25 protein-coding genes and 2 tRNA genes are annotated in these 24,076 nt (G+C 35.0%); 16 read left to right on the forward strand and 11 right to left on the reverse strand.

Annotated features, from left to right (window positions below; all coding sequences use genetic code 11):
- Positions 1-23: 23 nt before the first annotated feature.
- On the forward strand, positions 24-1,160 hold the full coding sequence (locus tag AC3IS6_RS06305; RefSeq protein ID WP_489164142.1) for a 1-acyl-sn-glycerol-3-phosphate acyltransferase: 1,137 nt from the start codon (positions 24-26) through the stop codon (positions 1,158-1,160).
- Positions 1,150-2,181 carry an asparaginase gene (locus tag AC3IS6_RS06310; RefSeq protein WP_489164143.1) on the forward strand — a complete coding sequence of 344 codons (1,032 nt, stop codon included), beginning with the start codon at positions 1,150-1,152 and terminating at the stop codon, positions 2,179-2,181. The genes AC3IS6_RS06305 and AC3IS6_RS06310 overlap by 11 nt, the downstream gene beginning before the upstream one ends.
- Before the next feature lie 60 nt (positions 2,182-2,241).
- Here AC3IS6_RS06310 and AC3IS6_RS06315 read toward each other — a convergent pair whose 3' ends face one another.
- A complete protein-coding gene (locus tag AC3IS6_RS06315; RefSeq protein ID WP_489164144.1) occupies positions 2,242-3,474 on the reverse strand; it encodes an MFS transporter in 1,233 nt (410 codons plus the stop codon).
- Between the two features lie 91 nt (positions 3,475-3,565).
- Between AC3IS6_RS06315 and AC3IS6_RS06320 the strand changes: the two genes are divergently transcribed.
- The 4 genes from AC3IS6_RS06320 to AC3IS6_RS06335 all read left to right on the forward strand — a co-directional run bounded on the left by AC3IS6_RS06320 (position 3,566) and on the right by AC3IS6_RS06335 (position 5,833).
- Positions 3,566-4,435, forward strand: coding sequence for a LysR substrate-binding domain-containing protein (locus tag AC3IS6_RS06320; protein ID WP_489164145.1), 870 nt, complete (start codon positions 3,566-3,568; stop codon positions 4,433-4,435).
- Positions 4,436-4,495: 60 nt separating this feature from the next.
- Positions 4,496-4,582 (forward strand) — tRNA-Ser (locus tag AC3IS6_RS06325).
- A 156-nt stretch (positions 4,583-4,738) separates the two neighbouring features.
- Positions 4,739-5,722 (forward strand): virulence RhuM family protein, encoded by a 984-nt coding sequence (locus tag AC3IS6_RS06330; RefSeq protein WP_489164146.1) that lies wholly within the window; start codon positions 4,739-4,741, stop codon positions 5,720-5,722.
- Positions 5,723-5,746: 24 nt separating this feature from the next.
- Positions 5,747-5,833: transfer RNA gene (locus tag AC3IS6_RS06335), tRNA-Ser, on the forward strand.
- A 95-nt stretch (positions 5,834-5,928) separates the two neighbouring features.
- Here the strand turns inward: AC3IS6_RS06335 and AC3IS6_RS06340 are convergent.
- Both AC3IS6_RS06340 and AC3IS6_RS06345 read right to left on the reverse strand, forming a co-directional pair.
- Positions 5,929-6,615: a LytR/AlgR family response regulator transcription factor gene (locus AC3IS6_RS06340; RefSeq protein ID WP_489164147.1), complete on the reverse strand. Its 687-nt coding sequence runs from the start codon at positions 6,613-6,615 to the stop codon at positions 5,929-5,931.
- The gene (locus AC3IS6_RS06345) at positions 6,612-7,712 is read right to left on the reverse strand and encodes a sensor histidine kinase (RefSeq protein WP_489164148.1); all 1,101 of its coding nucleotides are present in this window, start codon (positions 7,710-7,712) and stop codon (positions 6,612-6,614) included. Before AC3IS6_RS06345 ends, AC3IS6_RS06340 begins: the two co-directional genes overlap by 4 nt.
- 184 nt (positions 7,713-7,896) lie before the next feature.
- Here AC3IS6_RS06345 and AC3IS6_RS06350 point away from each other — a divergent pair, with 184 nt between their 5' ends.
- From AC3IS6_RS06350 to AC3IS6_RS06365, 4 genes are read left to right on the forward strand one after another with little or no spacing between them, the layout of a single operon-like run.
- Positions 7,897-8,589: a DUF2490 domain-containing protein gene (locus AC3IS6_RS06350; RefSeq protein WP_489164149.1), complete on the forward strand. Its 693-nt coding sequence runs from the start codon at positions 7,897-7,899 to the stop codon at positions 8,587-8,589.
- 18 nt (positions 8,590-8,607) lie between these two features.
- Positions 8,608-9,900, forward strand: coding sequence for a CitMHS family transporter (locus AC3IS6_RS06355; protein ID WP_489164150.1), 1,293 nt, complete (start codon positions 8,608-8,610; stop codon positions 9,898-9,900).
- 41 nt (positions 9,901-9,941) lie between these two features.
- The gene (locus AC3IS6_RS06360; RefSeq protein ID WP_489164151.1) at positions 9,942-11,186 is read left to right on the forward strand and encodes a cation:dicarboxylate symporter family transporter; all 1,245 of its coding nucleotides are present in this window, start codon (positions 9,942-9,944) and stop codon (positions 11,184-11,186) included.
- Positions 11,187-11,224: 38 nt separating this feature from the next.
- Entirely contained in the window at positions 11,225-12,025 is an 801-nt protein-coding gene (locus tag AC3IS6_RS06365; RefSeq protein ID WP_489164152.1) for a TerC family protein, read from the forward strand.
- Between the two features lie 276 nt (positions 12,026-12,301).
- On the opposite strand, the gene AC3IS6_RS06370 is transcribed toward AC3IS6_RS06365, so the two are convergent.
- Positions 12,302-12,511 carry a hypothetical protein gene (locus AC3IS6_RS06370; protein ID WP_489164153.1) on the reverse strand — a complete coding sequence of 70 codons (210 nt, stop codon included), beginning with the start codon at positions 12,509-12,511 and terminating at the stop codon, positions 12,302-12,304.
- A 65-nt stretch (positions 12,512-12,576) separates the two neighbouring features.
- Positions 12,577-12,975, reverse strand: coding sequence for a helix-turn-helix domain-containing protein (locus AC3IS6_RS06375; RefSeq protein WP_489164154.1), 399 nt, complete (start codon positions 12,973-12,975; stop codon positions 12,577-12,579).
- Positions 12,976-13,286: 311 nt separating this feature from the next.
- Here AC3IS6_RS06375 and AC3IS6_RS06380 point away from each other — a divergent pair, with 311 nt between their 5' ends.
- The 6 genes from AC3IS6_RS06380 to AC3IS6_RS06405 all read left to right on the forward strand — a co-directional run bounded on the left by AC3IS6_RS06380 (position 13,287) and on the right by AC3IS6_RS06405 (position 19,409).
- Positions 13,287-13,649 (forward strand): S-adenosylmethionine decarboxylase family protein, encoded by a 363-nt coding sequence (locus AC3IS6_RS06380; RefSeq protein ID WP_489164155.1) that lies wholly within the window; start codon positions 13,287-13,289, stop codon positions 13,647-13,649.
- Positions 13,650-13,652: 3 nt separating this feature from the next.
- A complete protein-coding gene (locus tag AC3IS6_RS06385; RefSeq protein WP_489164156.1) occupies positions 13,653-14,885 on the forward strand; it encodes a DUF4178 domain-containing protein in 1,233 nt (410 codons plus the stop codon).
- Between the two features lie 195 nt (positions 14,886-15,080).
- Positions 15,081-15,296 carry a DUF350 domain-containing protein gene (locus AC3IS6_RS06390; protein WP_281923236.1) on the forward strand — a complete coding sequence of 72 codons (216 nt, stop codon included), beginning with the start codon at positions 15,081-15,083 and terminating at the stop codon, positions 15,294-15,296.
- A complete protein-coding gene (locus tag AC3IS6_RS06395; protein ID WP_489164157.1) occupies positions 15,289-16,809 on the forward strand; it encodes a polyamine aminopropyltransferase in 1,521 nt (506 codons plus the stop codon). Before AC3IS6_RS06390 ends, AC3IS6_RS06395 begins: the two co-directional genes overlap by 8 nt.
- Positions 16,810-16,897: 88 nt before the next feature.
- Positions 16,898-18,412, forward strand: a complete 1,515-nt coding sequence (locus AC3IS6_RS06400) for an NAD(P)/FAD-dependent oxidoreductase (RefSeq protein ID WP_489164158.1) — start codon at positions 16,898-16,900, stop codon at positions 18,410-18,412.
- Positions 18,390-19,409, forward strand: a complete 1,020-nt coding sequence (locus AC3IS6_RS06405; protein ID WP_489164159.1) for a hypothetical protein — start codon at positions 18,390-18,392, stop codon at positions 19,407-19,409. Before AC3IS6_RS06400 ends, AC3IS6_RS06405 begins: the two co-directional genes overlap by 23 nt.
- Positions 19,410-19,503: 94 nt before the next feature.
- Here the strand turns inward: AC3IS6_RS06405 and AC3IS6_RS06410 are convergent, their stop codons facing one another.
- From AC3IS6_RS06410 to AC3IS6_RS06435, 6 genes are all read right to left on the reverse strand, one after another.
- On the reverse strand, positions 19,504-19,818 hold the full coding sequence (locus AC3IS6_RS06410) for a hypothetical protein (RefSeq protein WP_489164160.1): 315 nt from the start codon (positions 19,816-19,818) through the stop codon (positions 19,504-19,506).
- 37 nt (positions 19,819-19,855) lie between these two features.
- Positions 19,856-20,362, reverse strand: a complete 507-nt coding sequence (locus tag AC3IS6_RS06415; protein ID WP_489164161.1) for a GNAT family N-acetyltransferase — start codon at positions 20,360-20,362, stop codon at positions 19,856-19,858.
- A gap of 80 nt (positions 20,363-20,442) precedes the next feature.
- Positions 20,443-21,402 (reverse strand): nitrilase family protein, encoded by a 960-nt coding sequence (locus tag AC3IS6_RS06420; protein WP_489164162.1) that lies wholly within the window; start codon positions 21,400-21,402, stop codon positions 20,443-20,445.
- Between the two features lie 69 nt (positions 21,403-21,471).
- Positions 21,472-22,299, reverse strand: coding sequence for a DUF6597 domain-containing transcriptional factor (locus AC3IS6_RS06425; RefSeq protein WP_489164163.1), 828 nt, complete (start codon positions 22,297-22,299; stop codon positions 21,472-21,474).
- Positions 22,300-22,488: 189 nt separating this feature from the next.
- Positions 22,489-23,220 carry an SGNH/GDSL hydrolase family protein gene (locus tag AC3IS6_RS06430; protein WP_489164164.1) on the reverse strand — a complete coding sequence of 244 codons (732 nt, stop codon included), beginning with the start codon at positions 23,218-23,220 and terminating at the stop codon, positions 22,489-22,491.
- Positions 23,221-23,287: 67 nt separating this feature from the next.
- Complete coding sequence (locus tag AC3IS6_RS06435; RefSeq protein ID WP_489164165.1) at positions 23,288-24,070, reverse strand: DUF3050 domain-containing protein; 783 nt, start codon at positions 24,068-24,070, stop codon at positions 23,288-23,290.
- Positions 24,071-24,076 lie beyond the last annotated feature (6 nt).

Raw genomic sequence — 24,076 nt, forward strand, 5'->3', positions numbered from 1 at the left:
CCCACTTAAAACCAATATAAATAATGCAGAGATTTGATGCCATTCGACCGTTTTATGATTCTGAAATAAATGAAGCACTTCATGATGTTGTCAATCATCCGATGATGAAAACCATGATGAACTTTACTTTTCCGGAAGTAGCAGATGAGGTTTGGAAAGAGCAGCTTAAAAAAACACATTCGATTCGTGATTTTCAATGCAACTTTATTTACAACACCATACAAAAGGTTTTAGAGAAAAGTTCAGAAGGGCTTACCACTTCAGGATTTGAGAAATTAGAAAAAAATACTTCTTACTTATTTATCTCCAATCACAGAGATATTTTATTGGATACCACCTTATTAAATGTTTGTCTTTTCGAGCATGGCTTAGTCATGACGGCATCTGCAATTGGAGACAATTTGGTTAAAAAAGCATTCCTGAGTACTTTGGCAAAACTAAACCGAAATTTTTTGGTTTTAAGAGGTTTAACGCCAAGAGAAATGTTGCAGAGTTCTAAATTATTATCTGAGTATATCGGGCAATTATTACTTCGCGAAAATCGTTCGGTTTGGATTGCACAAAGAGAAGGCCGAACAAAAGACGGAAATGACGAAACCAATCCGGGAGTCTTGAAAATGATCGGAATGGGGTCTGATGAACCCAATTTGATGGATTATTTTAAAAAATTAAAAATTGTTCCGGTTTCTATTTCATACGAATACGATCCAACAGATGTTCTGAAGATGCCACAGTTAATGGCAGAAGCCAATAATGAGGTTTATATTAAAGAAAAAAATGAAGATTTCATGACCATCATAAGTGGTGTCATGGGAACTAAAAAAAGAATTCATATTTCTGTTGGAGACGTTTTAGATACAGAGATCGATCAGATTGTAGCTGAGAATGACAATGCCAACAAACAAGTGCAGGCTTTGGCACAGGTTATTGATGATTCGGTTTTGAAAAATTATCAATTATGGCCAACGAATTTTATTGCTTACGATATTTTAAATGAGACAAATAAGTTTGCTCACTTGTACAAAGAAAGTGAAAAATCATTGTTTGAGCGCCGTTTAGAAATGCGTATCGGAAGTGATAACCCAGTGACAAGACAAGGATTTTTGGCAATGTATGCCAATCCTGTTGTCAATAAATTAAAATATCAGGATGTCATCTAAAGCTAAAATACTACTAATTTATACCGGAGGAACTATCGGTATGAGTAAAGATTTTGAGACGGGCGCACTTAAGGCGTTCAATTTTGGTAAATTATTGCAAAAGATACCCGAAATCAAACAATTAGATTGCGAGATTGAAACGGTTTCATTTGAAACTCCCATTGATTCTTCGAATATGAATCCTGAAGAGTGGACAAAGATTGCTACAATTATTGAGGAAAATTACGCTGCTTACGACGGATTTGTAGTGCTTCATGGTTCAGATACTATGTCGTATTCTGCTTCGGCCTTGAGTTTTATGCTGGAGAATTTAGCAAAACCGGTAGTGTTTACAGGTTCTCAGCTTCCGATAGGTGACTTGCGAACCGATGCTAAAGAAAACCTGATTACAGCCATTCAGATTGCTTCACTTCAGGAAAATGGTAGACCGGTAATCAATGAGGTTTGTTTGTATTTTGAATATAAACTGTACCGGGGTAACCGAACTTCAAAAGTAAATGCAGAACATTTTAAAGCATTTACCGCACCAAATTATCCTGAATTGGTAGAATCAGGGGTTCATTTAAAACTAAACACACACCTGTTTCTCCCTGTAAATACAGAAGGAAAACTGATCGTTCATAAAAAATTAGACAATCACGTTGCGATTATCAAAATGTTCCCGGGAATGAGTGAAGTGGTTTTGGCTTCTATTCTGGCAATTAAAGATTTAAAAGGAATTGTTCTGGAAACCTACGGTTCTGGAAATGCCCCAACAGAAGATTGGTTTTTAAATTTGATTGAAAAAGCAATTCAATCCGGATTGCACATCGTTAACGTTACGCAATGTTCGGGAGGAAGCGTAAATATGGGGCAATATGAAACCAGTACTGCTTTGAAATCTCTTGGAGTGATCTCTGGAAAAGACATCACTACCGAAGCTGCTATTACGAAATTAATGTATTTGTTAGGACATAATATTCCACAATCCGAGTTTAAAACGATTTTCGAAACCGCTTTGCGTGGAGAGATTTCGCTATAAAATAAAATTCCAAATTCCAATCTTTGCTTTGGAATTTGGAATTTCTAAAATTGGAGCTTATCAATTTTTGTAGCGAACCTCACAGGTTCCAAACTCTTCCTGAGAACTCTGTTTTTTGTAGTACACATAAACAATGACCGAGATAATACTGATAACACCCTGAATGGCGACAGTTTCTCTGGTTCCGATAATGTGTGACACATAGCCAATAATCAAACTTCCCACAGGAATCATTCCCTGATACGCCATCAAATAGTAACTAATACTTCTTGAACGCATATTTACGGTACTTTGTGTTTGAATGTAAATGTTGATTGATGAGGTTTGCGCCATCATTCCAATACCGCTTAAAGCCATGCAAATAAGCGCTACAGTTAAGCTATTTGAATAGGCTAATATGATGATGCTAAAACCCAGCAATAAGCTTGCAGTGATCATTATTTTACCCATATTGTCAGCTTTTTTAAGGTTAGCCAGATAAATAGCGGATAGTATTGATCCAATCCCGGCAGCACTTTCAAACCAGCTGAAAGTCTGAGCATTTCCGTTAAAAATATCCTTGGCAAAAACAGGCATTAAAGTGTTGAAAGAAATAACAAATAAGCTGCTGCACATTAACATCAGAAGCATTTTGGCCATTTCGGTTTCTTTTTTTACATAATCCAGACCTTCCAGAAAATCATCTACCATTTTCATCTTATCAGTGGCTTTAATATGTGGTGTAATTTTCATCATTAACAGCGAAATTAAAACCGGAATGTAGCTTAAGAAGTTGCCGATAAAACAAATATCTTCACCATAATTGTGCAGAATAATTCCCGCCAGAGCCGGGCCTGCAATTCGGGCAAAATTATTCAGGGTAGAGTTTAAGGCGACTGCATTAGGTAAATCTTCTTTGTTGTCGACAATATCAATCATCATCGTTTGTCTGCAGGTCATGTCAAAAGAATTGATGATGCCCTGAATCAGACTTAAAGCCAGAATAAAGTTGATGTTGTATATTTTCAGGTAAATCAGCAGAGCCAAAGCACCCGCCTGAAGCATTGCCAAAGATTGTAATAAAATCATAGCACGGTGTCTGTCGTAGCGGCCAATAATACTTCCGGCTAAAGGAGCCAGAAATAAAGAGGGGATCATACTTAAAAACGTTGCCAATCCCAGCAAAAAAACCGAACCCGTAACGCTATAAACCATCCAGCTTACGGCTGTTTTTTGAAGCCAGGTTCCAATTACAGAAACAGATTGTCCGTAAAAGAATAACTTGAAGTTTTTTGATTTTAACGCTTGAAACATGATGCCTGATATTTTTTTACAAAGTTCGGGATTATGATTTCATTAGAAAAATTAATAATTTTACTTATAATAAGTAATTAAAATTATCAATATGGAAATTTATCAGTTAGAATATTTTATCAAAACAGCAGAGGTGTTGCATTTTACAAAAGCGGCAGAGTTGTGTTTTGTAACCCAATCCGGATTATCACAACAGATAAAGAAACTAGAAGAAGAACTTGAAATGCCTTTGTTTAAAAGAATAGGTAAAAAAGTGCAGCTTACCGAAGCCGGTGCTGTTTTCCTTATTCACGCCAAAAAAGTCATTGAAAATGTAGAAAACGGAAAGCAGGCGATTGAAGATTTAAACGAAATGATTGGTGGTGAACTGCGAATAGGGGTAACCTATATTTTTGGACTTTTGATTTTGCCCGTTATCAATACGTTTGCCAAACAATATCCGAACCTGAAAATTGTGGTCGAATATGGTACAACAGAGGCTTTAGAACAAAAACTACTGACGAACGAGTTAGACTTGGTTCTGGTGATTTCTTCGCATGAGATAAATATTCCTGTTGAGAAAGTTCCTTTGTTTACTTCGCAAATGGTAATGGTGGTTTCGAAAACACATTCTCTGGCAGCTTTAGACAAAATTGCGTTTAAGAAGATAGAGGAAATTCCGCTTGTTTTACCGGGAAAGGGTTCGAATTCAAGGGAGTTTGTAGAAGAATTATTCGCTAAGAACAAAATGCGACCTAAGATTTCGATCGAGCTAAACTCAATTCATGCCTTGTTGCAAATGGTTCAGGATAGTGATTGGGCTACAATAGTTGCTGAAAAAGCCCTAAAAGGTTGGGATGACCTCAAAGCCATTCAGATTACAGGAGTTCCCACTAAGAGAGACTCGTTTATGCTGACTATTGGAGGCTATCAAAAAAAGGCGGTCAAGCTATTTATGGAAGAATTTAGAAAAAGTATGTAAAGTAATATCCGATTTTGTTTTTCTAAGTCATTTTTTTTTATGTTATTTGCAGACCAATTTAGAGAGGTGTCCGAGTGGTTGAAGGAGCTAGCCTGGAAAGCTAGTATATGGGTAACTGTATCGAGGGTTCGAATCCCTTCCTCTCTGCAAATTTTTAACTTAAAGAATACCAAACCCCGAAACTTGTGTTTCGGGGTTTTTTTATTAACTTTTTCGAACTGCCAAAAAAAACATCAATAGGTCTGAGAATCAAAAAAATATTGTTTTTTTGTAAAGTGTTGACTATAAAAATACCTTTTTAAGATGGAAAGTAATATACTGATATATCAAACAGAAGACGGTGTGACCAAAATACAAACTCGTTTAGAGAATGAAACAGTTTGGCTTACGCAATTGCAGATGGCAGAGCTTTTTAGTAAGGATAGGACTGTCATTACAAAACATCTAAAAAATATCTTTGCAGAAGAAGAATTGGACAAGAAAAGCAATGTGCAAATTTTGCACGTTGCAAATTCCGACAAGCCGGTTAAGTTTTATAATCTCGATGTAATAATCTCTGTTGGTTATAGAGTGAAAAGTTTGCAGGGAACTAAATTTCGTCAATGGGCGACGGCAAGATTGCGAGAGTACTTGGTAAAAGGTTTTACCATGAATGATGAAATGCTGAAACAAACTGGCGGAGGGAATTATTTTGACGAATTACTGGCTCGGATTAGAGATATTCGTTCTTCTGAGAAGGTGTTTTGGCGTAAAGTGCTTGATATTTATGCGACAAGTATAGATTATGACCCAAAAGCAGAAAGCTCTGTTTTGTTTTTTCAGACGATACAAAACAAAATGCACTGGGCTGCGCATGGACATACAGCAGCTGAAATAATTTATCAGCGCATTGATGCCAGTAAAGCTAATTTGGGTTTAACCAGTTTTAAAGGCAAGAAACCAACCAAACAAGAAGCTGAAACTGCCAAAAATTATTTGAATGAACAGGAATTAAATGTCTTAAACCGAATCGTTTCTGCTTATTTAGATTTGGCCGAAATTCAGGCTTTGAATCAAAAGCCAATGTATATGAACAGTTGGATAGAAAAGCTGGAAGAATTTATAAATCTGACAGGCAATGAAGTTTTACTTCACTCCGGAAAAATAACTCACAAACAAGCTTTAGAAAAAGCCAATGTCGAATATCAAAAATACAAGCTACAAACGATAAATGACCTGAGTTTGGTTGAGAAACATTTTATGGAAAGTATCGATAAAACCAACAAAATCCTTAAACCTAAAAAATAATAGGGAGGTTTTGTAAGTTAAAATAGAGAGGTGTCCGAGTGGTTGAAGGAGCTAGCCTGGAAAGCTAGTATATGGGTAACTGTATCGAGGGTTCGAATCCCTTCCTCTCTGCAAAAAAGCAATGTATTTTGCTTAAATTTTATTAAAATGCTAAAAACCGGCAAGTTCATAACTTGCTGGTTTTTTTTACATCTATATCTTATGTATTAGATTCCTTTAAGGTTGTCCTTGTAAGTACGGCCTATGGGCAACTCCTTGCCGTCTCTGAGCTGTACCATACGTGAATTGAATGATACGATGTGGTTTTTCAAAATCAGGTATGATTTATGTATTCTAATAAATCCCAGATGACGGTGCATTTCTTCAAATTTTGCCATGCGTTCCAGTACCATGTATTTTTTATAGCGGGATACAATTTTGAGGTATTCTCCAAAACCTTCTATCCAAAAAATATCATCCAGTTTTACTTTGTTTACAATGTTGTCTGATTTAAACATAATGTAATCTTCAACAATGTCTTTAGATTTTATAAAGCGGTGGTATTCTTTGGCTTTTGTGATGGCCTTTTCAAAACGTTCAAAACTTATGGGTTTTATAAGATAATCTACAACATCAAGTTCAAATGCTTTGGCAGCATGTTGCTCTTCGGCAGTTATAAAAATGCAGAGCGGCTTGTTGTGTGTGTTTTGTAGTAATTCTATCCCGTTGATGCCGGGCATATTAATATCCAGTATCAGCAGGTCAACTTCATTGTGCTGCAAAAAATCCATGGCTTCCTTTGGATTGCTGTAGGTAGCCAGTAACTTTATGTCATCCGTTTTGGCACAATACTTTTTTATCAGTTCCAGCGCAAGGTATTCATCATCTACGCCTACAACCTGCAATTGGTTCATAACTTTATTTTGAGAGTAGAAAAGTACGTCTTATTTGATAATTCATCAAACAATTCATAATTTTCTGCATATTCCATTGCTAATATTTTTTTCAATGCAACCAGTCCCATTCCGTTATATCCTTTGTTATTACTAATTTGAGCGTGTTCTGGTACAGAGTTTTCTATTCTGAACAACAAGTTATCGTCTTCCTTATCAAACCTCACAGAAATATAGGCATCCATGTCTGTCCCAATGTCTGAATGCTTAAGTGCATTCTCAAAAAGAGTAAAATATATAGAAGGAGGAATCTCTACCTGTTCCTGCACTTCACTATCATTTAACTCAAATGCTATATGGAGTGTATTGTTGTATTTGAGCTGATACAAACCCGCAAGTGCCTTCATCATTTCAAACTCTTTATGTATGGCAATAGTTTTTTTATCGGTTTCATATATAACATATTGCAGCAACTGGCTTAGCTGTAGTATTGCTTCGGTCGTATTACCATGTTGGCTGTAACTGCCCGCATAAATATTATTAAGGGTATTGAGCAAAAAGTGAGGATTTATCTTTGACTTCATAAGGTTGAGGTCGGTCTCATTTTTTTTTACCTCAAGGTCGAGATAGTCATATTCTATTAAAAACTTATGTTTTGATATTCCTAAAAAGGAAGCTACTAAAATCACGATACTTTGCGAGCTGTATACGCTTATCAAAAAAAGCGTTTGGTCTTGTGCTACGCCGCTCCCTTTTGAAAATTCAGGTTCAGCGAGTAGTCTTAGTAATGTTGTTGATATAAATAATATCAGGGCATACAACAGGTATTCAGGATACTTATGGGTTTGATAATAGGCAGGAACTAAATAGGCATAACAAACGATATACAAGGCAGTATTGATCGTCATAATAAATAGTATCCTGTACAGCGCAAAAGGCATGTCGGTAAAATAAAACATTGAAATTATCAGAAAGGAGGTATATATCACAAAAAACAAAACATGTTGAAACCTGATAAGGTTTGTCCATTGTTTTTTCATGAGGCTGCCTATAATCTTTTGTTCAAACAGTAATCTAAAAGCTACAAGGAGGATAATGATGTTTATTAGTAAAACCATACTTTTTTGTGTTAAAAATTATTCACCCGTTAAAATTATATCATTTAAAATACAAATATCATTATTTTATAATAGGCACTTTGCGTTGTTTGTTTATTAAATGAGTCGTTCGTTGAAAATTAAATTTTTGAAAAAATCAATCCTATACTTTTACCTCACACAAATAAATTAACAATTTATCAGAATGTATAGAATATATATATCAATCATGTTTTTTTTAATGCTTTTTTCTACGAAAGCATCAGCGCAGCAAGATAATCTTAACATGTGGCTGCAATATACAATGTCGGCAAAACTGAGCGAAAAGTACAGCTTTACAGCCCTTTCTCAATATCGTGCATACGATTTGGTAAAAGATTCACGTCTTTTTTTAGTTTCTACCTATTTGGAAAGAAAGTTAGACAACGACCTGTATCCGGCTGTGGGTTTCATGTTTTTGGTGCTACAACCGTACACAAGTTTTACCGATAAAAAGATACGTTATGAAAACAGGCCGTTTCAGCAGTTAACGATTAAAAGTAAACTTGGGCGTACTACATTATTACATCGTTATCGTGTCGAAGAACGTTTTTTAACCAATCCTGATGATTTTGTTTTGAGACTGCGTTATCTCATATCGTTAAAAATCCCATTGGGTAAAGAAAAGGGAAATAACCTCATGTATGGCATTCTAAAAAATGAAATCAGGATGAATGTGGTAAAGGAGGAACAATTTGACAGCAACAGGATTACAGCCGGATTGGGTATTAATCTTGGTAAACAATCAGCAATAGAACTTTCATTTGTCAATCAGGTAAGCCCTGATGATACAAGCAATTATGTATTGGCGGGCTTTAGAAACTCATTTGACTGGTCGGCTAAAATAGAAAACAATTAAACTTAAAAATATAGAGTCATGCTTACAATCTTAGGATTTTCAATGATCATTGTATTTATGTACCTGATCATGACAAAACGCTTGTTTCCTTTAACGGCGCTAATACTTATCCCTATACTTTTTGCCATTTTAGGTGGTTTTACTGCCGACCTTGGTTCAATAATCATGGAGGGTGTAAAGAATATTGCTCCCACCGGTATCATGCTTATTTTTGGGATACTCTTCTTTAGTATAATGATTGATGCCGGATTATTTGACCCGTTGGTAAACCTAATATTAAAGTTTGTAAAAGGTGACCCTTTAAAAATAGTCGTAGGTACTGCCTTGCTTACCATATTGGTTTCGCTTGATGGTGATGGTGCTACTACCTATATGATAGTTGTAGCCGCAATGTTGCCATTATATAAAAAACTGGGCATGAATCCACTTGTTCTCGCGTGCATTATAATGCTTGGCGGTGGAGTAATGAATATACTGCCTTGGGGCGGGCCTACAGCACGTGCGATGACGACTCTTAAAATGGATGCGTCAGAATTGTTTATGCCTATGATACCGGTCATGATTGGCGGTATACTATGGGTACTATTTGCAGCATTCTGGCTTGGGCTTCGCGAAAAAAGAAGGATTGCGCGCGAAGGCGACATGAATAAGTACCTTATAAACGAGGAAGAAGTTGTTATAGAGCGCGAACTCAGGAGACCTGGTCTGATATGGTTTAACCTTCTGCTTACGATACTTTTGCTGGCCTCAATGATGTTTGATGTACTGCCTTTGGCCGTTTCTTTTATGATAGCATTCTGCATTGGACTTATTATTAATTACCCCAAAGTAGAGGAGCAGCAAAAAGTATTGAAACTGCATGCGGGCAACGCCCTTTCTGTAGCATCGATGATATTTGCGGCAGGCATTTTTACAGGTATCCTTTCTGGTACCGGAATGATGGATGCTATGGCAGCTTCTATGATAGCAATGGTGCCAGATACTTGGGGGAGTGCTTTTCCGGTTATAACAGCTGTAAGCAGCGCACCGTTAACATTTTTTTTAAGCAACGATGCTTATTATTTTGGTATACTGCCATTAATTACAGAAACGGGTATACACTTGGGGGCTACAAAGTTAGAGATAGGAGTGGCATCGCTTATCGGTCAGGGAGTTCATTTGTTAAGCCCGCTTGTACCCTCAACCTATCTTTTAGTAGGTTTGGCAGGTGTTGAATTTTCTGATCATGTAAAGTTTACTATAAAATGGGCCTTGGGTTCATCACTTGCTATGCTTATTGCGGCGTTGCTTATCGGGTTAATAACTTTTTAAAATTACCTTTACGGAGCAATTTAATGAGTAAGGTTTAAAAAATGGATACCACACAACAACATCCGGAAAGCACTGGAATACCGCAAAAGTATTTGAAAAATCTAGCAGCTTATGTCACCATAGCATTGTTGTTGGGAATTGCTGTGGGCCACTATTATCCTGAACAGGGGATTCAGCTGGATTTTTTAGGCAGTGGATTTTTATATCTTATTGAACCGCTTATACAGCCCATAATATTTTTAACGATAATTATAGGTGTAAGTAGTATTGACAATCTTAAAAAAGTGAGTCGTGTAGGGTTCAAGGCGCTCGTTTATTTTGAAATAATAACTACTCTTGCCATGATAATGGGTATAATGGCAGCATTATTTATAGAACCGGGTAAGATAGAAAAAAGCTTTATCGATGCAGCCTTGCCCAAACATTTTACAGCTACCGAATCACTTAATGGCGGCTGGTTTAATTTTATAATACTTAATCGACCGCTGGTATTGGTTCTGTTGGCAGTTATAACAGGTGTTTTGCTTAGCCTCTCGCCGGGTCGGGCAAAGTATGTAACAACTCTGCAAAAAATTATGACCTTCTTGTATAAGATACTGATGTACCTGTTTTTGCTTATACCGGTTGCTGCTTTTGGCGGAATGGCTTACGCAGTATCGCGATTTGGTATACACAGCCTGTTGCCTTTAGGCAAATTGCTGGCGACAACTTATATAACAATGGCTCTCTTTGTATTTATAGTACTGGGACTTTTGCTGCGTTATTACAATATAAGCCTCTGGAAGTTCCTGAATTATATTAAAGAAGAACTGCTTATTGTTTTTAGTACATCATCATCCAGGACAGCGTTTCCTTTAATTGTTGCAAAGCTTGAAAAAGCAGGGTGTAGTAAGGCTGTAGTAGGTCTTTCAATACCGCTGGGCTATTCTTTTAACCTTGCTGGTGCGTCTATATTTTTGCCAGTATGTACATTGTTTGTTGCTCAGTTGTTTAATATCCCACTTACTCTTCACGATATCATAACTATAGGGCTGGTTATCATGGTTACATCAAAAGTGGCATCGGGAATACCGGGATCTGGTTTTATCGCTCTTACTATAACGTTTACAACACTTAATAAATTTCCTTTAGAAGGCTTGGCACTACTTTTCAGTATTGATAAGTTTATGAACGAAGCCCGCACCATAACTAATTTTATAGGTAATGGTGTAGCGGTTATACTCATTTCTAAATATGAAAATGACTTTGAGCCAAACTCCGAAATAGATCTTTCTATATCAAAATAAATAAGCCATTAAGGCATCATTCTTTAAAATAATACAAAATGACTGAATTACTTACTACTATTAATAGCCTTTGGCAAGATATTATTGCACATCCCGGTACATCCCTGGCAATTATTGGAAACCTTATCCTTATTGAGAGCCTGCTCTCTGTAGACAATGCGGCCGTACTGGCTACAATGGTAATGGATTTGCCTGAAAACCAGCGTGACCGTGCGCTTAAGTATGGTATTTGGGGGGCTTATTTCTTTAGGGGTGTTGCCATGATATTTGCTTCGGCACTTATTGCCATTTGGTGGCTTAAGCCTATTGGTGGACTTTACTTGCTCTATCTGGTGTATTCGTGGTATAAAGACAAGCAAAAAGAAGGAGGCGAAGAAGAGAAAGTAAATAAGGAAGGTAATTGGTTATACCGTGTAACAGTAGGCTCAATAGGCCATTTTTGGGCTACTGTTTGCCTTGTGGAGCTTATGGATATGGCCTTTTCAATTGATAATGTATTTGCAGCTGTAGCCTTTACGCCAAATATCATATTAGTATGCATTGGTGTATTTATAGGTATTCTGGCGATGCGTTTTATAGCACAATGGTTTGTGGGGCTTATGCAAAAATACAATTTTCTGGAAACCGCAGCTTTTGTAGTAATTGCCATTTTAGGGATTAAACTGGCGTTATCTTTATATGAACATTTTTATCCCGAAACAGCATTCAGTAAATTCTTAGCAAGCCATGCTGCAGATATAGGGATCTCGGTCCTTACCGCTGCCGTATTTTTTGTACCGATACTAACCAGTACCTTCTTTAATTTTCCAATGAAAACCAAACCAGTTGCAAATAAATAAATTTTAGTGCTAGGTATAAGTTTAGAGTGCTTAAAGCAGCCAGCTTGGAAAGATAATATAAGGGTAACTGTGTAGAGGGTTCGAATCTAGTGCTCTCTGAAATAAAAAGGGGCTGTCATATTGAGACAGCCCCTTTTGAATTTGATTAAGTTTTGATTTTCTTTTTTGTTGGATTTTAGATATTCTAGAAACAGACTTCTTTTAATTTTGAATGTGTCATTTGCGTATTAGAAAAACCAACTCAAATTTTATTGTAGACGAATTCTATAAGTACTTTTATTTTTTGAATTTTTCAATTCGTTTAGAATAGATGTTATTGCCAAAAATAATCGCGGCCATTAAAAATGGAACAAAATGCGAAATTTGCCAAAAAAGATCAATTCCAGTTTTTAAGCCTTCGTCTAATGTTTCAAATATTCCTATACCAATAAAGAATAAGCAAATAACAAATAAGACAAATTGAATTTTATAATTTATTTTAATCATGATTTTGAACTTATGTCTCGTTTTGAAATAGTGATACAAAAAAGGATCGCGTTTATAGTAAGAATTTATTTCTCCTTTAACAATTTCTCCAAATATTCATTTTTATCTTTTTCAGCCTGCACTAAACGTTCGTAAAGTTCAACAACTTTATCAAGAGGATTAAAAGTACAATGATTAGACTGTGGAGCTAAAATACTTCCATTAATTTCGTTATCATAAATGTTATTAAAATAGTTAAAAACAGCTTCTTCCGAAAAGTTTTTAATTGCTTCAACCGTAACTCCAAGTACTTTTGCCACTTCTTTCAATTTTTCATCATCAATAGTTTCGCTGTTTTCTATAGCAGAAACCGATTGCTGAGATATACCTAAAGCTTGTGCCAATGCTTCTTGTTTCATGTCTTTAAGTTCACGAATACGGCTGATTTTTCGCCCTATATGATATGGTTTTGTTGCTGTGCTCATAAATCAAAGATATTTAAAAATTTTAGAGAAAATAGATTTTAGTAAAAAACAGATTCTTTTTTGTAAGATACGGATTTCATTATTGATGCAAAAATACGGTTTTTCTACTCTGGTACAAGTCTGTTATTCGGATTCGTCTACAATAAATTAATCAAAAATTAAAAGCAATTGATCAGATTTTCAGTAGTAGTAATATTAAAAAATACATTGAAAACAGAAATTTGATGAAGGCTTTCAAATCTTATTTTTAAGTTAAATTTATTAGATAAATTATTATATATTTGGCTCCTTTTGTTACCTAAAAAACTAGAATGGATTTACCTCCTTATTCGCCAGGACTGCATAAACTGGTTACTTTACATGTAGATGAAATTCAAAAACTAACCAATAGTCAGGGTTTTGTTGATGCAACCCATATAATTTTAGAAAAGTATGAATTGGAGAAGGTTGGTGCGGTTATACACAATTTTGACAACGATAGCTTTACAATTTCATTCTGTTTAAAAGAATCTCATATTTGCATACACACCTGGCCGGAATACAATCAATTAACACTGGATGTTTATTTGTGTAACTATCTTCAGGATAACTCGCAAAAGGTCAAAGACGTAATGGCAGATTATATCAGCTATTTTGAAGGAAAGATTATTAAAGATTTTGAAATTAACCGATAGTATATGAAAATTCATTGTTACGATTGTAATATAGAAACCGAATTACAGGTTGGTTTTGACGTTGTGAATTTTGTCTGTCCTAATTGTCAGAGTTTATATGCTCGGGACAAAGAAGGGATGTTTCGCAAAAAAACTCAGTATAAAACGACAATCAATGATTTTCCCTTAGCGATAGGTGATGTTGGTTTTTTAAAAGGAAGCGAATATAAAGTTACAGGCATTTTGGTAAAGAAGGTTCATCCTGATTATAGATGGACCGAGGTTATACTCCAAAACCATAAAAATGAATTTATCTATCTTTCACTTTCTCAAGGGCATTGGATTTTATTAACTCAAATGGAAGAGGTTTTTGAGGTAAAAAAACATCCTCTGATTTTGGAGCATAATAAGGAAGACTATAATATTTTTGAATATTCAGATGCCGCAATTATAAATGCTCAGGGGTTTTTCGATTTCGAATTGCCTCAGAACAGGAATATTCATTTAGTGGAGTACATAAGACCACCGTATATGATTTCGGTGGAAAGAATGAATGGTGTTGAAACCGCTTTTTACGGAGAATACATTAAAAAAGGAGAAATAAAAAAGGCTTTTAAGAAGATTACTTTACCGTATCAGTCTGGTACAAATATGGTTCAGCCCTATGGATTTGATCTCAGAAATACCGGAATTATTTTCTGCTTTATTGCTTTATTGATCATTACGGCCAACTGGTATATCTATAAGGATCAATTCGAACAGAATGTTTTTTCTAAATCAATAAAGTTTACCGAATTTGATAATAAAGAAGTTACAAGTGATGCTTTTATTCTGAACGGAGGTTCGGCACCATTGACCATTAAAGTTTCTACAGATGTTGATAATTCATGGGCCAATCTGAATATCGCTTTAGTAAATGAAGTGACCAATGATGAAATTTATGCAAACAAAGACATCGAATATTATCACGGATATACGGACGGAGAGTCCTGGACAGAAGGGAATAATTCTGAAGAATTTAATATTTGCGGTGTAAAAGCAGGCAAATACCATCTTTTAATAACACCAATGAAAGCGCCAGAAGATGTTATTAATAGCGAAATGCGTGTAAATGTGGTCTGGAATGAGCCTTCAAGCAGAAATGTCTGGATGGTTGTTATTGGCATGATTATCATTTACTTAATAATATGGTTTTTTAATTATAATTTTGAAAAAGGGAGATGGGCAGACAGTTCTTATTCTCGCTATGAGGAATAAACAGTTATGAAAAAAATTTCGGATTTTATATTTAATAATGCCGCTTCACTAGCAATAGGACTTTTTTGCTTTGGAGTTTATCTTTATTTTGCAATGGCAGGAAATCGAATTTGCGATTGTGAAAGCACAGAAAATTACAAGTCAACGGGAAGCCGTACTTCTTATAACCGTTTTTATCACAAATAACATTTTACTATGGATTTAATACATGTTCAACCAGTAGTTAATTCAGTCATTTTTTCTTTTTTAGGAATTATCATTTTATTGGCAGCTTACTTAATTATCGAAAAAATTACTCCTGAAAACACGTGGAAAGAGGTTGTGGAGAAAAATAATGTTGCCGTTGCAATTGTTCTGGCTGCATTCATCATCGGGATTTCGATGATCATTAGTGCAGCAATTCATGGGTAAAAAGTTTCTTAGGTTTGAATTTCTTTTGCTGTTTGCCGTATTTATTATTGCGACCTGCGGGCTTATATATGAGCTTGTGGCGGGAACGTTAGCAAGTTATTTATTAGGCGATTCAGTAAAACAATTTTCATTTATAATTGGAGTTTACCTGTTTTCGATGGGTATTGGCTCCTTTTTTTCAAAGTTTTTTCACAAAAACCTGCTCAATACATTTGTCGAAATCGAGATTTTGGTTGGTTTGATAGGCGGTTTGAGTTCGGTAGTTTTATTTCTATTGTTCGAAAGTGTCGAATCCTTTCAATTCATATTGTATCTGTTTGTTTTTGTAACAGGTTTTTTGGTCGGATTAGAGATCCCACTTTTGATGAATATTTTAAAAGACAAAGTCGAATTCAGAGATTTGGTCTCTAATGTATTTACATTCGATTATATCGGGGCTCTGTTGGCGTCAATACTTTTTCCTTTGGTTTTAGTTCCAAAATTAGGGATAATGGGAACGTCTCTTTTCTTTGGAATGATCAATGTCAGCATAGCCATTGTGTTGTGCTTTTTGCTTACTAAAGAATTAAAAAAGCCTTACTTCTTAAAGGTAAAAGCTATTTTTTCATTTTTAGTCTTACTTACGGTTTTTATTTTTTCAGATGTTATTTTATCTTATTCAGAAGGAAAATTATATGGAGAAAATATAATTTACACTAGTACAACTCCTTATCAGCGAATTGTTTTAACACACAATAAAAGTGATTACAGATTGTATTTAAATAACAATCTCCAGTTTAGTTCTGTAGACGAATATCGTTACCATGAAGCCTTAGTTCATCCAGTAATGTCAATAGCTAAAGAGGTAAAAAACGTTCTAGTTTTAGGAGGAGGTGACGGATTAGCGGTTAGAGAAATCCTAAAATACAAAGAAGTTCAAAAAGTGACCTTAGTTGATTTGGATGAGGGGATGACCAAACTTTTTAAAACCAATAAGATACTGACAAAATTCAATCAAAATTCATTAAACAATCCAAAAGTTACAGTTGTAAATACGGATGCCTATATCTGGGCAAAAAGCTGTACCGAGAAGTTTGATGTTGCAATTATAGATTTTCCTGACCCCTCAAATTATAGTTTAGGAAAGTTATATTCTCTGAATTTCTATCAAACTATAAAAAACATATTAAAACAGGATGCGGCAGTTGTGATTCAGACTACTTCGCCTTATTTTGCTCCAAAATCATTTTGGTGTATTAATAAAACAGTGATGCAGGTTTTTCCACAGGTTGATGCTTACCATGCTTATGTTCCTTCGTTTGGAGAATGGGGGTATACCATTGCAATCAATGGTTTTGGAACCACTTTTAATGAAGTGAAACGAAAAAGCCCGGGATTGAAATTTTATAATTATCAATTTGACAGATTCAATTATTTTACCAACGATATGATTTCGAATCAAATAGAAATAAATCGTTTGGATAACCAGATTTTAGTACGCTATTTTGATGAAGAATGGGGAAAATTGCAATAGAGGAAGGCGAAATTTCGTAAAGGGAATTACGGCATCTTTGCTTTTAATCCCTTTTTTACAATTTTGCTCCGATAAAATAGCAGTTCTGATGATTCGGTTATCAGGAACAAATCATCTTTTAGGACATCGTTTGTGGATAAAGGACTTTCCGAAACCACAGCAACAAGTAAAAATCCCGTATTTAATTATTGGTGGTGGAATCTCAGGTTTGAGCGCTGCACGTCAGTTTCATAAAAAAAGAATCTCAGATTTTTTATTGATTGAAATGGCAGATCATTTGGGAGGGAACTCTTCTAATGGGGAGAATAAATATTCTAAATACCCTTTGGGCGCGCATTATCTGCCGCTTCCAAATTTTAATGATAAAGAACTTCTCGGTTTTCTTGAAGAAGAAAAAATTATTCTTGATTACGATAAAAACGGACTTCCTGTTTTTGATGAATTACAACTGACTTTTGCACCGGATGAACGGTTGTTTTATAAAAATAATTGGCAGGAAGGCGTTGTTCCAAAGGAAGGAAACTCTCCGGAAGAACATAAAGAATTTCAGCGTTTCTTTAAAGAAATGGATGCCTTTCGAATTGCAAAAGGAGAAGATCAGAAGTACTTATTCGATATACCTGTTTCTCTTTCTTCTAAAAATGAAAAAACAAGAGCATTGGATAAAATTACAATGCAGCAATGGTTTGAAGAGAACAATTTCAAATCAGAACCTTTGTTTAATTATATTGATTATTGCTGTAAGGACGATTTTGGATTAGGAATTGCCTTTGTTTCGGCCTGGGCAGGAATTCATTATTTTGCCGGAAGAAAGCAAGATGCAGCTGTAGAAAAAATGGATAGTGTTTTGACATGGCCGGAAGGAAATGCAAGATTGACACAGCATCTTAAGAAATATACAGAGCAAAAAGCACTGAAAAACCATTTGGTTTACGAGGTGAAAATTGAAAAAGACAAAGTTATTGTTAAAGCTTTTGATGATGTCAAAAAGACAACAATAGAAATAATAGCAGATAAAGTTATTATGGCAACACCGCAGTTTGTAAACCAATATCTCATCAAAGACCGAAAACAATTTACAAAACAGTTTCATTACACGCCTTGGCTTTTGGCGACTTTAGTTGTAAACAATTTGACTGACAATTTAAGTTTCCCGCTTTCGTGGGATAACGTAATTTATGAAGCAAAAGGCTTAGGTTATGTTTACGCGCAACATCAGACGTTAAATCAGATTCAGGACAAAAAAGTGATTACGTATTATTACAGTTTTTCATCCGGAGATTTAAGGAAAATGCGCAAAGAAATTTATAAAAAAGACAAAGGATATTGGAAACAGATTGTCTTTAATGATTTGAAAATTGCCCATCCGGATATTGAAAATGATACCGAAGAAATGGAAGTTTTTTTATTAGGGCACGGAATGATTTCTCCGGTGCCTGATTTTATTTTTGGAGAAGCAAAAGAGAAGGCTTCACAGAGTATCGAAAATCGAATCTATTTTGCTCACTCCGATTTGTCGGGAATTTCAATTTTTGAAGAAGCTTTTCATCAGGGAATTAATGCCGTAAATAAAATTTTAGATGGAACAACCCTGGATTCATAAAGTAAAAACAGACTCATTGTTTATCATTGGTCCTTCATTTTTTGTGTTGGCAGTTATTTTTGTTTTTCAGAACTATATCACTTCGATCGAAAATAATTATTCTTTTTATACCTGGCTTTTTCTAATTGTTTTTATTGATGTCGCACACGTTTATGCCACCTTATTTAAAACCTATTTTGTAAAAAGTGAATTTCAAAAAGACAGGAAAAAATTGATTCTTTTGCCTGTTATTTGTTTTCTTACCGGCTTAGTTTTATTCTCTTTCGGGAGCTTAGTTTTTTGGTCTTTTCTGGCTTATGTGGCTGTTTTTCATTTTATTCGACAGCAATATGGTTTCGTGCGATTGTATGCGCGTAAGGAAGAGAAAACGAAAGTTTCTGTGTGGATGGATAATCTGGCAATTTATGCTGCTACAGTTTACCCAATGCTATTTTGGTTTCTTTCTTCTGAAAGAAAGTTCAATTGGTTTGTTGAAAATGAATTCTTTCGTTTTGAAAATAAAACCGTCTTAGAAATTTTGTTTTGGGTTTATATTGCCATTCTATCTCTTTATGTTATTCGCACTATAATCGTTTCGGTTAAAACTAAATTCTTTAATATCCCTAAAAACAGCATTATTTTAGGAACTGTGCTTTCGTGGTATTTCGGAATTGTTTATTTCAACGACGATCTTATTTTTACTTTGCTAAATGTGGTTTCACACGGAATTCCTTATATGGCTTTAGTGTACTTTAAAGAAATTGATGGGAAGAGTAGTAAAGAAATAGGTGCTTTGACTTATTTAAAGAGATACAATGGTGTTTTAATTTATATTGGGATATTAGTATTAATTGCTTTTTCAGAAGAGTTTCTCTGGGAGTTTTTTGTCTGGAATGAAAATATAACGTTGAGCCGTTTCGATTTTTCAGGATGGCAGTTTCTATTAGTGCCGCTTCTGAGTGTGCCTCAATTTACACACTATATTTTAGACGGCTTTATCTGGAAATCTAAAAAGTAAGCTTAAACTAAAGCTTAATATTAAACAAATTGACAAACCCCTTGTAATGTTGTTTACAAGGAGTTTATTTTTTGGTCTTCATAAGTTATTGTATCTATAGTAATAATTCAGATGGTATTTTATAACTTGCAGCATACTGGAGATTTTCTCCACTTTCTTTAAATTTAATAAATGCTTTTCGATACCATTTTAAATCAGAGTTAAAATCCTCGTTTGTTATGACATCATAAAACGCTCCATTTTTCCAAGGTTCTATTCCTAAAATTTCAACACCAAGTTTTTCTACTCTATCGAGAACTATTTCAAAATCATTTTGAGAGAAATAATATATTGATTCAGAATCAAAACCATTGTTAAGATTTTCAAGCCCGATAAAGACATTTTTAATTAAAAAACTATGCTTGTCCATTTCTTGAGATTTTATTTTATGAATGAAGGTAAGTAAACTAAAGCTTAATCTCAAACAAACTAAAGGAACCTTCTTTATAATGCTCCGGTAATTCGCTTGTCCATTCGATGGTGCTGATACCCTTGTATTCGAAACCACAGCTGGTGTAATAGTTGTTTATCCTTTCGTTTCCGCTGTGGGTGTCAAGACGAATATATTGTTTGTTGTTTTCTTTAGCGTATTCTTTGGTCCAGGCAATAATTTTTTTGACATACGATTGTCCTCTGAATTTTGGATTCGTTGCAATACGATGAAGATAAACTGCAGGATCGGCACTGGCTTCTTTCCAGATAATCAAATCGTTAAAAGTAAGAACAAATGTACAGGCCACTTCATTTCCTTCTTTGATGATGAAATGACGATTCTCGGCAATTTCTTTTTCTATAAGAGTCCTTTCAAAACCTCTCCAGCTTTTGTTGTTGACTGTTTTTTGATAAGATGTAGCGGCATTGTAAAGATCGAAAACGGCATCGATATCTTCATTTGTAGTTTTAAAAAATTCCATTCTTAGGTTGTATACTGTAGATTAATGAATACTTCAAAGATAAATCTTTAAGCAGCGTAAAGTTCCATGAAACATCAGTTTTAACTTTTTTTATTAGAGTCCAGCCATACCACATTTTGTTCGGATTGATGCTCCTGACCAATAATATCCCGATACAATTCTGGTCTTCTTGCTTTTATGTAACGATTTCCACCAGCCTTAGTACATTTTTCAGAAGTTAGTATCGCGGCTGTAAAAGAGTCATCAAAAGAACGGCATTCGGCAAGAATATCTCCAAAAGGATCAATAATCATCGAACAGCCATTTTTCAGCTGATCGTCATCCATACCGATTGGGTTTGAAAATATGGCATAAATAGCATTGTCATAGGCTCTTGCAGGCAACCATTTCATTAACCAGTCTCTCCCTTTCATTCCATCAAATTCTAATCGGAGAGAAGTAGGATCGGCTTCACGGTTTTCCCACAGTTGCGGAGAAACAAAACCTGCACCTGGTCGGGTAGAAGGAGTACACATCGTAACATGCGGCATGAAAATGATCTTGGCTCCCAAAAGAGTTGTGGCGCGAACATTCTCAACAATATTATTGTCGTAACAAATTAAGATTCCACATTTCCAGCCTTTAATTTCAAAAATGCAATAACGATCTCCCGGAGTAAGGTGCGGATTTATAAACGGATGCAATTTTCGGTATTTGGCGACTAAACCGTTTTGGTCTACACACACATAAGCTTTGAATAAGTTATTGTTCTCGTCTTTTTCAAAAAGCCCCGCCAGAATCACGATATTATTGTTTCGGGCAATTTCAGTCAATTTTAAAATGCTTTCTCCACTCGGAATTAATTCTGCTAAGTCTAACATTTGTTCTTTAGACAAATGTCGCGCAAAGGTATAGCCGGTTACAGAGCACTCGTGAAACGAAATAACATCACAACCCTGGCTTGCTGCCTGTTGAGAAAGTTTTTCAATTACAGCTAAATTATAGTTTTTGTCACCGCTTTTATTCTCAAACTGAGCGGTGGCTATTTTTAGATTTTTCATAAGGCATACTATTGATTTGAGACAAAAGTAGCACTAGTCCTATTTTGAAAATTGTACAAAACCGACATTTTAAAGAACAATAGGCGGAGCGGTTCTGAGAAGATTATTGGTTAACTTTCCGGTATTGTTTATGTATTCTTTTGGAGTTATTCCGGTGTGTTTTCTGAATTCTTTTATCAGATGAGACTGATCCGAAAATCCGGCATTGTAACAAAGGCTCGTGAGATTTGTATCGGCAGCTTTATCTTTTAGTAATTTTAAAAAATAATGCAGTTTTATAATGTTTCCAAATTTCTTAGGATTTAATCCAATAGATTCCTGAAACTTCCTTTCCAGATGCCTTTCCGTATAGCCAGTATATTTAACCAGTTGCTTTACATTAAAACTTCCTTTGTGGGCAGTAATGAAATGAATCGCACTTTCTACGATTAATTGGTGAGAAACCTCTTTATTGGAAATGTAAGTACTGAAAAAATGATTGAGAAGATTGACTTTCTTTGGGATCGTATAGTTTTCAGATAATTTCTCCTGAAGAATCAAACCGTTTTTGTCAAAAATGTCGTCAATAGAAACAATAGAATCCAGAAACTCATGAGCCGGAATTCCTAGCAGTTGGTGGATTCCGTTTGGTTGAAAAACAACAATAACTAAAGTGATTGCATTGTTGGAATAAATGTCTTTAAATCCGCTAAGCTGTCCGTATAGAAAAGAATCAGGTAAATGATTTTTTATCTTGGAATCATTAAAATCAGAACTGAGTTTACCTTTTAAGGAAAATACGATACCGGTATTACCATCAGAAAACAAGCGAAGTTTTTGTACAGCCATTTCATTATGATCTAAAAAGAGATAATGTCTAATGTAAGGCGATAGTTCTTCTGATGGCGAAATCTGCATGGTTTAAAGAATTGATTGAGCGCAATCCATTACGGTCAATTTTAGAAGATCATTTTTGATTGATGATGAAATAACTTTTGATAAAATTAAGGATATTTTTTCAATTATTGTTTTTTGGGTTCCATGCAGGGGCTCCTTTTTATAATACTATTTTATAATACTATTTTATCTGTGGAAGAGCGCAGAATATTAATCCTCTAAAGCGACTCTTATCTTAGGTAAAATACGCTCTGCATATAAAGTATAAGCTTTGGCTGAAGGGTGTAAACCATCTGTGGCCACCAAATCAGGATTGTCAAGACCTTGACGAGAAATATCGGTTATCGAAACAAAAACAATATTGTTGAGTTTACAATAGTTTTCGGCAAAGGAATTGTATTGATTGATTTCGCTTGAAATTCTTTCACCTTCTCCTTCCATTTGTACTTTACCAAAACGAGTATAGGCATAATCAGGAATGGAGATAACAATTACCCTTTTTTTATTCCCTTTTGCTAAAACAATTGCTTTGTTTACGAGTTCTGGAAATTCTTTCTCATAGATCGAAAAGCTTTTTCCCTGATACTGATTGTTAACTCCAATAAGAAGGGTAACGATATCGTATATAGGATCGGGATTTTGGGTATTTATTGCCGAAATTAGATTAGTCGTGGTCCATCCGGTGGTTGCAATGATTTTTAAAGAAAAGCTGGTTTGCGGATAAATTGCCTTTAAACTTGATTTTAGCTGTTCAGGAAATCCGCAAGTTTCACAAACGCTTTGTCCAATGGTATAGCTGTCTCCTAAAGCCAAATATTTTATGGAACCGGTAAGTGGAGTAATTGGAGCGGTAGGAGTTTCTGAAGTTGTTTCTTCAGAACTACAGCTTAAGAGGAATATAGAAAGGATAACAATAACTATTTGTTTGAATTGTAGTTTCATAACTTAGATAAATTAAGTTTCGGCTCATTTTAAACAAATAGTTACGTTGAATAACTTGTTTTGGTTTTTAGACCATCTCCGTTTTCATTAGAATTTCTTCTTCAATAGCGTTCCAAAGTCCGATACGTTTTTCTAATGCCAGAATTGAAATTTCTTCCACTTCTTTCCATTTTTGGGCGTCATCTTCACATAAATCAGAAATCATTTGCATGGCCATTGGTCCGTGTTCATCAGCATCCAATTCTATATGTCTTTCAAAATAGTATAAAAGTTTACTTAAATCTGTTTCAGGAAGATTTTTCTGAAAGTTTTTCAGGATTGCCGTAAACATACTCGGAATCAAATCTTCTCTTCCAAAAGTAAACGCCGCTGCAATTTGATGCGGTTTTCCTTCTTCAATCACTCTAAAAGTAAAATCTAAGAAAGCTTTTGTATTAGGATGTAAGGAACTTTGTTTTATGGCAACAAAAATATTATGCAATGAATTTACTTCAGCTAAAAAGGTGTTGATTCCGCTTGTATCGGCACCACAATCTTCCATTGCTTCAAGATACATTTCATAATGACTTTGCCTTTTTCCATCAATACTTAAATCTGTTTCCTCTGCCAGAACAATTTCGTTGATTAAGTATCTTGTCTCCGGATTTTTTGTTGCAAACCAAGGCGTAGAAGTGCAGGTAAGTTTAGATTGTAATGCTTTTAATAATGACATAAAATCCCAAACGGCAAAGACATGAGTTTCTAAAAAACGATGTAAATCATCAATGCTTTGGATTTTATTGTATAATGAATGTTGTAAAAGTTGATCTTTTTGGGGTTGAATGCTATTGTTTATAGTTTCAATATTCATTTTCGT

The sequence above is a fragment of the Flavobacterium sp. KH_035 genome, assembly GCF_057839565.1.